At 73.1% G+C, this 12,447-nt stretch carries 10 protein-coding genes; 9 read left to right on the top strand and 1 reads right to left on the bottom strand.

Annotated features, from left to right (window positions below; translation table 11 throughout):
• Positions 1-66 precede the first annotated feature (66 nt).
• The 9 genes from pdhA to ACFYO9_RS24290 all read left to right on the top strand — a co-directional run bounded on the left by pdhA (position 67) and on the right by ACFYO9_RS24290 (position 10,473).
• The gene (pdhA, locus tag ACFYO9_RS24330; RefSeq protein ID WP_358777885.1) at positions 67-1,212 is read left to right on the top strand and encodes a pyruvate dehydrogenase (acetyl-transferring) E1 component subunit alpha; all 1,146 of its coding nucleotides are present in this window, start codon (positions 67-69) and stop codon (positions 1,210-1,212) included.
• Positions 1,209-2,225, top strand: coding sequence for an alpha-ketoacid dehydrogenase subunit beta (locus ACFYO9_RS24325; RefSeq protein WP_355812335.1), 1,017 nt, complete (start codon positions 1,209-1,211; stop codon positions 2,223-2,225). The genes pdhA and ACFYO9_RS24325 overlap by 4 nt, the downstream gene beginning before the upstream one ends.
• Positions 2,225-3,784, top strand: a complete 1,560-nt coding sequence (locus ACFYO9_RS24320; protein WP_358777886.1) for a dihydrolipoamide acetyltransferase family protein — start codon at positions 2,225-2,227, stop codon at positions 3,782-3,784. The genes ACFYO9_RS24325 and ACFYO9_RS24320 overlap by 1 nt, the downstream gene beginning before the upstream one ends.
• Positions 3,785-3,951: 167 nt before the next feature.
• Complete coding sequence (locus ACFYO9_RS24315; protein ID WP_358777887.1) at positions 3,952-5,148, top strand: NTP transferase domain-containing protein; 1,197 nt, start codon at positions 3,952-3,954, stop codon at positions 5,146-5,148.
• Positions 5,145-6,767: a molybdopterin molybdotransferase MoeA gene (locus tag ACFYO9_RS24310; protein ID WP_358777888.1), complete on the top strand. Its 1,623-nt coding sequence runs from the start codon at positions 5,145-5,147 to the stop codon at positions 6,765-6,767. The genes ACFYO9_RS24315 and ACFYO9_RS24310 overlap by 4 nt, the downstream gene beginning before the upstream one ends.
• Positions 6,764-7,861, top strand: a complete 1,098-nt coding sequence (locus ACFYO9_RS24305; protein ID WP_355812342.1) for a potassium channel family protein — start codon at positions 6,764-6,766, stop codon at positions 7,859-7,861. Before ACFYO9_RS24310 ends, ACFYO9_RS24305 begins: the two co-directional genes overlap by 4 nt.
• A gap of 292 nt (positions 7,862-8,153) precedes the next feature.
• Positions 8,154-9,131 (top strand): NAD(P)H-quinone oxidoreductase, encoded by a 978-nt coding sequence (locus tag ACFYO9_RS24300; RefSeq protein WP_355812345.1) that lies wholly within the window; start codon positions 8,154-8,156, stop codon positions 9,129-9,131.
• Positions 9,132-9,373: 242 nt separating this feature from the next.
• Complete coding sequence (locus ACFYO9_RS24295) at positions 9,374-9,814, top strand: hypothetical protein (protein WP_358777889.1); 441 nt, start codon at positions 9,374-9,376, stop codon at positions 9,812-9,814.
• A 110-nt stretch (positions 9,815-9,924) separates the two neighbouring features.
• A complete protein-coding gene (locus ACFYO9_RS24290) occupies positions 9,925-10,473 on the top strand; it encodes a bacterial proteasome activator family protein (RefSeq protein ID WP_358777890.1) in 549 nt (182 codons plus the stop codon).
• A gap of 95 nt (positions 10,474-10,568) precedes the next feature.
• Here ACFYO9_RS24290 and ACFYO9_RS24285 read toward each other — a convergent pair whose 3' ends face one another.
• The gene (locus ACFYO9_RS24285; protein WP_358777891.1) at positions 10,569-12,257 is read right to left on the bottom strand and encodes a protein kinase; all 1,689 of its coding nucleotides are present in this window, start codon (positions 12,255-12,257) and stop codon (positions 10,569-10,571) included.
• Between the last annotated feature and the right edge of the window lie 190 nt (positions 12,258-12,447).

Below are 12,447 nucleotides of genomic sequence, written 5' to 3'. Positions count from 1 at the left end.
GCATCACGTCGGCGCGCCTCTTTTACCGCTCCCACGAGGAGACCGCTTCCCCCAGGAGGTGCCGTCATGACGGTCATGGAGAAGCGGGGCGCCTATCGGCCCACCCCGCCCCCCGCTTGGCAGCCCAGGACCGACCCCGCGCCGCTGTTGCCGGACGCGGAGCCGTATCGCGTCCTCGGCACGCCGGCCGCCGAGAAGGCCGACCCGGGGCTGCTGCGCCGGTTGTACGCGGAGCTGGTGCGCGGGCGCCGTTACAACACGCAGGCGACGGCTCTGACGAAGCAGGGCAGGCTGGCGGTCTACCCGTCGAGCACCGGGCAGGAGGCGTGCGAGATAGCGGCCGCGCTGGCCCTGGAGGAGCGGGACTGGCTCTTTCCCAGTTACCGGGACACGCTCGCCGTGGTCGCCCGCGGCCTCGACCCGGCGAGCGCGCTGACGCTGCTGCGCGGCGACTGGCACACCGGATACGACCCGCGCGAGTACCGCACGGCGCCCCTGAGCACCCCGCTCGCGACGCAGCTGCCGCACGCGGTGGGTCTCGCGCACGCCGCCCGGCTCAAGGGCGACGGCGTGGTCGCGCTCGCCATGGTCGGTGACGGCGGCACCAGCGAGGGCGACTTCCACGAGGCGCTGAACTTCGCCGCGGTGTGGCGGGCCCCCGTGGTCTTCCTCGTGCAGAACAACGGCTTCGCCATCTCCGTGCCGCTCGCCAAGCAGACCGCCGCACCCTCCCTCGCCCACAAGGCGGTCGGGTACGGCATGCCGGGGCGCCTGGTGGACGGCAACGACGCGGTGGCGATGCACGACGTGCTGAGCGAAGCGGTCTCCCGCGCGCGGGCGGGCGGCGGGCCGACGCTCGTGGAGGCCGTCACGTACCGCATGGAGGCGCACACCAACGCCGACGACGCCACGCGGTACCGCCAGGACGCCGATGTCGAGGCCTGGCGCGACCATGACCCGATCCTGCTCCTGGAGCGGGAGTTGTCGGAGCGCGGACTCCTGGACGACGACATGAAGCGGCGGACGGCCGACGACGCGGAGGCCATGGCGGCCGACCTGCGCGAGCGCATGAACCAGGAAGCCGTCCTCGACCCGATGGACCTCTTCACGCACGTGTACGCCGAGCAGACCTCCCAACTCCGGGAGCAGGCGGACCAGTTGCGCGCGGAGCTGGAAGTGGCCTCGGAAGAGGCCGAGGAGGAAGCGCGATGACCACGGTCGCGGCGAAGCCCGCCACCAAACCGGCGACCATGGCGCAGGCGCTCGGCCGCGCGCTGCGGGACTCCATGGCCGAGGACTCCTCGGTGCACGTCCTCGGCGAGGACGTCGGAGCGCTCGGCGGAGTGTTCCGGGTGACCGACGGGCTCGCCGAGGAGTTCGGCGAGGACCGCTGCACGGACACGCCGCTGGCCGAGGCGGGGATCCTCGGGACGGCCGTCGGCATGGCGATGTACGGGCTGCGTCCGGTCGTCGAGATGCAGTTCGACGCGTTCGCCTACCCCGCCTTCGAGCAGCTGATCTCGCATGTGGCGCGGATGCGCAACCGCACGCGGGGCGCCATGCCGCTGCCCATCACGGTGCGCGTGCCCTACGGCGGCGGCATCGGCGGCGTCGAGCACCACAGCGACTCCTCCGAGGCGTACTACATGGCGACGCCGGGGCTGCACGTGGTCACGCCCGCCACGGTCGACGACGCCTACGGCCTGCTGCGCGCCGCCATCGCCTCCGACGACCCGGTGGTCTTCCTGGAGCCGAAGCGCCTGTACTGGTCGAAGGCCGACTGGAACCCGGACGCCCCGCGACCCGTTGAGCCGATAGGCCGCGCGGTGGTGCGGCGCGCCGGACGCAGCGCCACGCTCATCACGTACGGGCCGTCCGTGCCCGTCTGCCTGGAGGCGGCCGAGGCCGCGCGCGCGGAGGGCTGGGACCTGGAAGTGGTCGACCTGCGCTCGCTGGTGCCCTTCGACGACGAGACGGTCGCCGCGTCGGTGCGGCGCACCGGCCGCGCGGTGGTCGTGCACGAGTCGAACGGCTTCGGCGGGCCCGGCGGGGAGATCGCCGCGCGGGTCACCGAGCGGTGTTTCCACCACCTGGAGGCGCCGGTGCTGCGCGTCGCGGGCTTCGACATCCCGTATCCGCCGCCGATGCTGGAGAAGCACCACCTTCCGGGCGTGGACCGGATCCTGGACGCGGTCGCGCGGCTTCAGTGGGAGGCGGAGAGCTGATGGCCCAGGTTCTTGAGTTCAAGCTGCCCGACCTCGGCGAGGGGCTGACCGAGGCGGAGGTCGTCCGCTGGCTGGTCGAGGTGGGCGACGTCGTGGCCGTCGACCAGCCGGTCGTCGAGGTCGAGACGGCCAAGGCGATGGTCGAGGTGCCGTGTCCCTACGGAGGCGTGGTGACCGCACGCTTCGGTGAGGAGGGCGCGGAACTGCCGGTCGGAGCGCCGCTGTTGACGGTTGCCGTGGGGGCGGCGGCCGGGGCGGGTGTGTCGGATCGGGCCGGTGTCGGGGGCGAGCCGGGAGGGATTGGGTCCCGGGTTCCGGAGGAGCCCGCCGAGCGCGCGTTGCAGACGGCGGCCGAGGAGTCCTCCGGCAACGTCCTCGTCGGATACGGCACGGGGGCGGCTCCCGCGCGCCGGCGCAGGGTGCGGCGGCCTTCGCGGCCTGCGGGACAGCTTCCGGAGGCGCCTGCGCCCGAGCGGGAGCCGGAATCGCCGCGGGACGGGGCTGCGACGGTCACTTCGGTCCCGTGCGCGGACGGGCCGGTTCCGGTGATCTCTCCGCTCGTACGGAAGCTGGCCCGGGAGAACGGCGTGGATCTGCGGGCCCTCGTGGGGTCCGGTCCGGAGGGGCTGATCACGCGGGCCGACGTCGAGTCCGCTGTCGCGTCGGCGTCTGCGTCTGCGGTGGGGGCGGGCAGCGGCACGGTTACGCGCGGGGCGCCGTACGCGCCGGGCGGGTCCTCCGCGGCGCCGACGGCCGACCCCGAGATCCGTGGCCGCGCGGCCGCCGCCGAGGTGCGCCGGCAGGTGAGCGCGGCGCAGGACTCGCACCACGCCGGGCCCGTGACCCGGCACGCGCTGACCGGCATCCGCGGCCTGGTCGCCGACAAGATGTCCCGCAGCCGGCGCGAGATACCGGAGGCCACCTGCTGGGTGGACGCCGACGCGACCGAACTGCTCGCGGCCCGCAAGGCCATGAACGCGGCGGTGACCGGGCGCGACCGGGAGGCGGGGGAGGCGGGTGAGCGGAAGGTGTCGCTGCTCGCGCTGTTGGCCCGCATCAGCGTGGCCGCGCTGACGCGGTACCCGCTGCTCAACTCCTCCGTCGACATGGACGCGCGCGAGGTGCGGCAGTACGCCGACATCCACGTCGGCTTCGCCGCGCAGACCGAGCGTGGCCTTGTCGTCCCGGTGGTGCGGCACTGCCAGACCCGTTCGACCGACTCGATCAACGCGGAGCTGATCCGCCTCACCGAGTCCGCGCGGGCGGGCACGCTCACCCCGGCGGAGCTCACCGGAGGGACCTTCACCCTCAACAACTACGGGGTGTTCGGGGTCGACGGCTCCACGCCGATCATCAACCACCCCGAGGCGGCGATGCTCGGAGTGGGCCGGATCGTGCCCAAGCCGTGGGTGCACGAAGGGGAGTTGGCGGTGCGGCACGTGGTCCAGCTGTCGCTCACCTTCGACCACCGGGTGTGTGACGGGGGTACGGCGGGCGGGTTCCTGCGTTATGTGGCCGACTGCGTCGAACAGCCTTCGGTGCTGCTGCGGTCGCTGTGAGGGGGGCTGTGACGGGGGGCTAGGGGGGAGTAGGGGGGGGTGGCGGGCCTTGTGGTGCGCGTGGGGTGTGTGGGGTGTTTGGGGCGGAGGGAACGTGACGTAAGTCCCTTGGCTGTTGGGCCCTTCGCGGGGGTGGCATTGATCCTTCGTACGGCCATACTCAGTGGGTGACCACGAACGAGGGCGGTGAGCCGCTCGGGCCCGCCACGCCGTACGACGCCGTCGTGCTCGCCGGGGGCGGTGCGGCGCGGCTCGGCGGCGCGGACAAGCCCGGGGTGCGGGTCGGTGGGCGGACGCTGATCGACCGGGTGCTCGCGGCCTGTTCCGACGCCGGCACCACCGTCGTCGTGGCGGCGCCGCGGCCGACCGCGCGCCCGGTGGTGTGGGCCCGCGAGGAGCCCCCGGGTGGCGGACCGCTGGCCGCGCTGGACGCGGGCCTGCGGCACACCACGGCGGAGTGGGTGGTGGTGCTCTCGGCCGACCTGCCGTTCCTGGACGAGCGGACCGTGCGCCGGCTGCTGGGCGCGTTGCGGGAGAGCGGCGCGGATGGCGCGGTGCTGACGGACCCCGACGGCCGCGACCAGCCACTCGTCGCCGCGTACCGGCGGGAGGCGTTGCGCCGCGAGATGGACGGGATCGCTGCCCGCGAGGGGGGTGGTGGGGGTGCCGTGCGGGGTGGGGTTGGGGGGTCTGCCGGGTCCGCTGTGTCCGCCGGGTCGACCGGGTCCACCGGGCTCACCAGGCCCACCGGATCCGCCGGGCCCACCGAGCCCGCTGGGTCCACCAGGCCCGCCGAGCCCACCGGATCCCACGGGGCCACCACGCCCGCCGAGCCCCCCAGGCCCGTCCCCCCGCCCACCCCCACCCCCCTCGCCGGTCTGCCCCTGCGGTGGCTTACCGGGCGGCTTTGGTTGGTCAGGGTTGGTGGGGCTCTTGCCGCTTTTGACTGCGACACCTGGGACGACATCGCCGCCGCGCGGGCCCGCATCAGGGAGCATGGCAACGTGTTGGATGAATGGATTTCCGCAGTCAAGGACGAGCTGGGCATCGATCTCGATGTGGACACCGGCGCCCTCCTTGACCTCGCCCGCGACGCCGCGCACGGCGTGGCCAGGCCGGCCGCACCGCTGACCACGTTCCTCGTCGGATACGCGGCGGCGCAGGCCGCCTCGCGGGGCGGAGCGGCCGGCGGCGCCGAGGCGGTGGCCGAGGCGACGCGCAAGGCCGTCGCGTTGGCGGCCCGTTGGGTGGACGAGGACCAACTGGACGAGAAGCCCGACGCCGGCCCCGAGTCCGCGTCCGGTGGCGCCCACCCCGGCCCCAACCCCGAAGCCGCCCCCGGAACACGACCGGACGCCCGATGACCGGGCAACCGGTGCCGGACGCCGAACTCGACGAAGCCCTCGCCCTCGTGAACGGCGACCGTGACCGTGATGACCGTGGCACCCACGGCGCGCCATCCCCGTCGGCCCCGACCCCTCCGGCAACTCCGGGCACGGCGGCCCCGCCAGTCACCCCCGCCACCCCCGCCGCCCCGCCCCCCGGCCCCGCAGCCGGTGAGCACCGTGACATCACCCCGTGGCCCGCCGCCCGCGCCGCCGCGGAGCGGGCCGCGCCGCGGCCGGTGGCCGAGCCTGCCCCCGTACCCCTGGACCGTGCCCTCGGTCTGATCCTGGCCGCACCGCTCAGCGCCCTCACCGATCTGCCGTCCTTCGACACGTCCGCGATGGACGGCTGGGTCGTCGCGGGCCCCGGCCCCTGGGACGTACGGGCCGACGGCATCCTCGCCGGGCACGGTCGCCCGGAGGCGCTCGGTTGCGGGCAGGCCGTGCGCATCGCGACGGGTGCCCGCATCCCGCAGGACGCCACCGCGGTCCTGCGCAGCGAGCACGGCACCCTCGACGACAAGGGCCGCCTGCACGCACGGCGCGAGGTGGTCACCGGGCAGGACATCCGCCCGCGCGGCCAGGAGTGCCGTTCCGGCGACCATCTGCTGCCCGCCGGCGCGCTGGTCACCCCCGCCGTGCTCGGTCTGGCCGCGGCCGCCGGGTACGACACGCTGGCGGTGGTCCGCAGGCCCCGCGCCGAAGTCCTCGTCCTGGGCGACGAGTTGCTGACGTCCGGCCTCCCCCACGAGGGCCTCATCCGGGACGCGCTCGGTCCGATGCTGCCGCCGTGGCTGCACGCGCTGGGCGCCGACGTGACCGGGGTCCGGCGGCTCGGGGACGACGCGGAGGCGCTCCGCGAGGCGATCAGCTCGTCCACCGCCGACCTGATCGTCACGACGGGCGGCACCGCGTCCGGGCCCGTCGACCACGTCCACCCGATCCTGGCCCGGGTCGGCGCCGAACTGCTCGTGGACGGCGTGGCCGTGCGCCCCGGGCACCCCATGCTGCTGGCCCGCGTGCGGCCCGGACAGCATCTCGTCGGACTGCCCGGCAACCCGCTCGCCGCGGTCTCCGGGCTGCTGACGCTGGCCGAGCCCCTGCTGCGGACGCTCTCCGGGCGCGCGACGGGGTGCGGCGGCCCGTCGACGTACACCGCTCCCCTGCGCGACGCGGTCCACGGGCACCCGCACGACACCCGCCTCGTCCCGGTCACCCTGCGCGGCGAACGGGCCGTGCCCCTGCGCTTCAACGGTCCGGCGATGCTGCGCGGCATCGCGGCGGCCGACGGGCTCGCGGTCGTGCCGCCCGGCGGGGCGCGGGCGGGGCAGGAGCTGGAGATCCTCGATCTGCCGTGGGCGGTGCCGGATGTGGGGACCGGGACGGGCACGTACGGTGTGCCGGGCCCGGCGGGAGCGCAAGCGGGGCCAGGCGGGGGAGCCGGGCCCGGAGGCGGGCCCGGAGCAGGCACCGCCACAGCCCCGGGCCCAGGCCCCCGCACAGCCCCGGGCCCAGGCCCCCGCCCCCGCCCCCGCACAGCCCCAAGCCGAGCCCCCGATGCAGACGCAGCCGCAGACGGCGAGGAGCGTTTCACGTGAAACTTCCCGGGCATGACGCGATCGCGCGTCACCCCGAAGAGCAGCACACCACGTACCGGATCAAACTTCCCCGACGCAGGGTCGAGCGTCCGCTGCGTCAGGTCACCCGCCGTCTCGCGATGGCGCTGATGGTGCTCGCTCTGACGACGTTCATAGTCTGGATCGACCGTGTCGGCTATCACGACAACTCGGACAGTCGCGTCGACTTCCTCGACTCCGCGTACTACGCGACCGTCACGCTCTCCACCACGGGGTACGGCGACATCGTCCCGTACAGCGACAGCGCACGGCTCACCAATATTTTGCTGATCACGCCGTTGCGCGTGCTCTTTCTGATCATCCTGGTCGGCACCACACTCGAAGTGCTCACGGAACGGACCCGCGAGGAATGGCGTCTGTCCCGCTGGAGGTCCAACTTGCGTGAACACACTGTTGTCGTCGGCTTCGGCACGAAGGGCCGGTCGGCGATCCAGACCGTCTGCGCGACCGGTCTGAAGCCGGAGCAGATCGTGGTGGTCGACCCCAGCGCGAAGGTCATCGACGCGGCCACGGCGGAGGGGTTCGCGGGCGTCATCGGCGACGCGACGCGCAGCGACGTGCTGCTCCGTGCCGAGGTGCAGCGGGCCCGCCAGATCATTATCGCGACCCAGCGGGACGACACGGCGGTCCTGGTGGCCCTCACCGCACGGCAGTTGAACCGCGGGGCGAAGATCGTGGCGGCGGTGCGCGAGGAGGAGAACGCGCCGCTGCTCCGGCAGTCCGGCGCCGACGCCGTCATCACCAGCGCCAGCGCCGCGGGCCGGCTCCTCGGTCTCTCCGTGCTGAGCCCCAGCGCGGGCATGGTCATGGAGGACCTGATCCAGCAGGGCAGCGGCCTCGACCTGGTGGAACGCCCGGTGATAAAGGCCGAGGTGGGGCTGAACGTGCGGGAGACGGACGACCTGGTGGTGAGTGTCGTACGAGGGCATCGCGTGCTCGGCTACGACGATCCGGCCGTGGGCAAGCTGGAGTTGACGGACCGCCTGATCACCATCGTGCGGGCCTCACCGGGGACGGTGGTCGCCCCGGACCTGAAGCCGATGCCGCCGAGCTGAGGCGGGCGGGGGAGGGTGTCCGGCCCACCGGAATGGTAATGGTGGATCCCTGGGGGGTCCGGCCGGCCTGAGCGCGGGCTGGGTGGGCCGTGGGGGTGTGCAGGGCTCGCAGGCTCGCAGGCTCGCGGGGCTCGCAGGCTCGCGGGGCTCGCAGGCTCGCAGGCTCGCAGGCTCGCGGGGCTCGCAGGCTCGCGGGGCTCGCAGGCTCGCAGGCTCGCGGGGCTCGCAGGCTCGCAGGGCTCTGTGGGCCGTCGCCCGGTGAGCGGTGGGGGACGCGAGTAGCCTCGCCAGCATGTATGCGATCACGATCCCCGAACCCGGCGGCCCCGAAGCGCTCGTATGGGCCGAGGTCCCCGATCCCGTGCCCGGCGAGGGCGAGGTGCTCGTCGAGGTGGTGGCGAGCGCCGTGAACCGCGCCGACCTGTTGCAGCGGCAGGGCTTCTACAACCCGCCGCCCGGCGCCTCCCCCTACCCCGGCCTGGAGTGCTCGGGCCGGATCACCGCCCTCGGCCCCGGCGTCTCCGGCTGGGCCGTCGGCGACGAGGTGTGCGCGCTGCTCTCCGGCGGCGGATACGCGGAGCAGGTCGCCGTGCCGGCCGGCCAGCTCCTTCCCGTACCGGACGGCGTCGACCTCGTCACGGCGGCCGCGCTGCCCGAGGTCACCTCGACGGTGTGGTCCAACGTGTTCATGATTTCCCACCTGCGGCCCGGCGAGACGCTCCTCGCGCACGGCGGCTCCAGCGGCATCGGCACCATGGCGATCCAGCTCGCCAAGGCCGTCGGGGCGAAGGTCGCCGTCACGGCGGGCAGCAAGGAGAAGCTGGCGTTCTGCGGGGAGCTGGGGGCGGACGTCCTCATCAACTACCGCGAGCAGGACTTCGTCGAGGAGATCGAGCGGGCCACGGACGGGGCGGGCGCGGACGTCATCCTCGACAACATGGGCGCGAAGTACCTCGACCGGAACGTCAAGGCCCTCGCGGTCAACGGGCGCCTCGCCATCATCGGCATGCAGGGCGGCGCCAAGGGCGAGCTGAACATCGGCGCGCTCCTCCAGAAGCGGGCCGCCGTCACCGCGACCTCGCTGCGGGGGCGTCCGGCCGCCGAGAAGGCCTCGATCGTCGCGGCCGTACGGGAGCACGTCTGGCCGCTGCTCGGCGGGGGGCATGTGCGGCCCATCGTGGACCGTATGGTGCCGATGCGGGATGCTGCGGCGGCGCACCGGGTCCTGGAGGAGAGCGGGCACATCGGCAAGGTGCTGTTGACCCGGTGACGTGGAGCCTTGCCCCTAGGTGATTTTTCGGCTGCGGGGGCGTGGGGGCTGGTCGTGCAGTTCCCCGCGCCCCTTGGGTGGTCCTCCCGCTGTCACCTGGAAGGCTGAGCTGGCCGAGATGCCGGATATCCGGCGTCATGTGAGGCTTGTCACCAGCGCGGCGCAGCGTTGGCGAAACACAGCGCAACGCGCAGCGAATGCTGTTGATTCTGGCGGCCCGGCGACGGGAGGGGGTCAGCGCGGTGGAAGCTTCATGGGCTGGACGGCGCGCGGTCCTGGTGGTGGGCGCGGTGGTGGGCGTGCTGCTCGCCATCCTCACGGTGTTCGTGCCCGACCTCGTCCCGTACGCGGCGGCACACCCCCCGCCGAGGCGTCCGGTCACCACCGTCGACGAGACCTCCCGGGCCGGCAGCAGGCCGGGCGAGGGACGCGAGCGGCCCGGTCAGGTCAGGCCGCCGCTCACCGACCTGCCCCAGGTGCCGCGCGCGCCCTACACGCCGCCCCCGCGCCCCGCGAAGCCCGAGCCGCTCCCCGTCACGCTCCGGGACACCGCATCCCAGCCGACCGAGCGGCCGCTCGTCGGGCCCGTGCTGCCCAACCTGCGGGTCCTGCCCCTCGGCGGCGGCCTGCTCCTCATCGGCCTCGGCCTCGGCTTCCTCGGACTCCGGCTGCGGCGCGGCTGAGGGCGGATCAACCCGTATGGAGGGCGGATCAACCCCGTACGGAGGGGGTGGATCAACCGCGTATGGGGGCACCACCGATGTGTGACGTACGGGTGCGAGAGAATGGCGGCATGGAGATGCCGAGGAACGAACGGTCGCCGGAGAGCCCCCAGGTCCTGGTCGTGGGCCAGGACGGAATGGCTCTCGGTGGCGGCGGAGACGACGAATCCCGCGAGGTTCCGGTGACGGAGATGGTCGAACAGCCGGCCAAGGTCATGCGCATCGGCAGCATGATCAAGCAGCTCCTTGAGGAGGTGCGGGCGGCTCCTCTCGACGAGGCGAGCCGGGTGCGGCTCAAGGAGATCCACGCCAGCTCGGTCAAGGAGCTGGAGGACGGTCTCGCCCCGGAGCTCGTCGAGGAGCTGGAGCGGCTCTCCCTGCCCTTCACGGACGACTCGACGCCCAGCGACGCGGAACTGCGCATCGCGCAGGCCCAGTTGGTCGGCTGGCTCGAAGGCCTCTTCCACGGGATCCAGACGACGCTGTTCGCGCAGCAGATGGCGGCGCGGGCGCAGCTGGAGTCGATGCGGCGGGCGCTGCCGCCCGGCGTGGGCGGCAGCGACGAGGAGGACGAGCCGGGCGGCGGCCTCGCCGGCCGCACGGGAGGACCGTACCTCTAGGACTGCGGGGACACTGGCACGCAAAGGGGCTCGGTACGCACCCCGCGTACCGAGCCCCTTTGCGTGGTGGACGGGAAGAAGGGGAGCCGCGTCCGTCAGGCCGGGTTGCCCGTGGAGATGTCGAACTGGATGGTGACGTCCTTCGGGTCGACCTCCGTGCCCTCCTTGGGGGACTGCCGCATGACGGTGTCCTGCCCGTAGGCGTTCTCATCGACCTTGCGCTTGTCGTAACTCCAGCCCGCCGCCTGCAGGCAGGAGAGGACCGACCGCCAGTCCCTGAACGTGAAGTCAGGGACCTTGATCTTGTTCTCGTCGTTGTAACCCTCTTCGGGGTCCGTGCACTTCTCGGTCTCGATCGTCGCGTTGTGGTCGGGCCCCTTGTGCCCCGCGACCGGCGCCTTCGACTTGTCGCCGCCGGCCTCCTTGTCGCCGCCGTCGTCGCCGCTGAGGGAGACCGCCGCGATCAGGCCGCCGATGGCGAGCAGGGCGACGACGATCGAGCCGACGATGACCGGCATGTTCCGCTTGCCGCCACCGGAGCCGCCCGAGCCGTTCGCGGGCGACGTCGTCGCGGGCTGCGGCGAGAGGTTGTACGGCGGCGGGGTGTGCGCCCCTTGCGGCATCCCCTGCGGCGCCCCCTGCTGCGGCGCGTACGCGTTGACCGGCGGCGGCGTCTGGTAGCCGTGCTGCTGCGGGTGCTGCTGCGGATAGCCGTACCCCGGCGTCGGCGCGGGGGTCGGGGCCGGGGTGGACGGGCCGTACTGGCCGGGGCCCGTCTGGTACGGGGTCTGGACCGGGCCGCTCTGCGGCAGCGACGCGTCGACCGGCGGGAAGACGGCCGCGCCCACGCCCGCGCCGCTCGCGGTCTGCGCGCCCGGCACGATGCTGGGGGCCGCCGCCTGGAAGGACTGGGCGACGCGCAGACACTCGTCGCGCATGGCCTCGGCGGTCGGGAAGCGCTCGTTCGGGTTCTTCTTGAGCGCGCGGGCGACGATCGCGTCGACGGCCGGCGGCAGCGACCGGTTGATCGAGGAGGGGGCGACCGGCTCCTCCTGGACGTGCGCGTACGCGATGGCCAGCGGCGAGTCCGCCTCGAACGGCAGTCGGCCGGTCACCAGCTGGAAGAGCATGATGCCGACCGAGTAGAGGTCCGAGCGGGCGTCGACGCCGCGGCCCAGGGCCTGCTCGGGCGAGAGGTACTGCGGGGTGCCGACGACCATGCCGGTCTGGGTCATGGAGGTGACCCCGGACTGCATGGCGCGGGCGATGCCGAAGTCCATGACCTTCACGACGTTACGCTTGGTCATCATCACGTTGCCGGGCTTGATGTCGCGGTGGACCAGGCCCATCTCGTGGCTGATCTCCAGGGCGGCCAGCACATCCGCGGTGATCTTCAGTGCCTGGTCGGTCGACATCGCGCCGAACTGCGTGACGGAGGCGTCGAGCACGGAGCCGAGCGGCTTGCCCTCCACGTACTCCATGACGATGTACGGCATCGTCGCGCCGTCCAACTCGTCCTCGCCGGTGTCGAAGACCGACACGATGTTGGTGTGCGTGAGCTTCGCCACCGACTGCGCCTCGCGCCGGAAGCGCTCGCGGAAGGACTGTTCGCGGCCCAGCTCGGTGTGGAGCGTCTTGATGGCGACCTGGCGGTCGAGCACGGTGTCGTAGGCGAGATGGACCGACGCCATGCCGCCCTCGCCGAGCAGATCACGCAGTTGGTAGCGGCCACCGGCCAGCGAACGCCCCGCGTACCGCCCCTGTGCGCCGTCCTGACTGCTCATCTCGTGCGTCCCCCATCGGCGCGGTTGCCGGACGGCTCCGCGGCTGGTGATCGATTTACCGCTTATTCCAGGCCAAGTCTGCCCCAGGACGATGACGCGTCAAGCTCGGTGCCCGTTCCGTGACCGTACGCGCAAGAAGCGTCTCGGAAGCGTTACAAGTTTGCGCACGGGACCGTGTGGCGGCTTTGAT

It is taken from the genome of Streptomyces sp. NPDC005863 (genome assembly GCF_042871345.1).
Lineage (GTDB): Bacteria > Actinomycetota > Actinomycetes > Streptomycetales > Streptomycetaceae > Streptomyces.
Note: the sequence above shows the minus strand (reverse complement) of the source record. Positions and strands in the feature narration are given on the sequence as shown.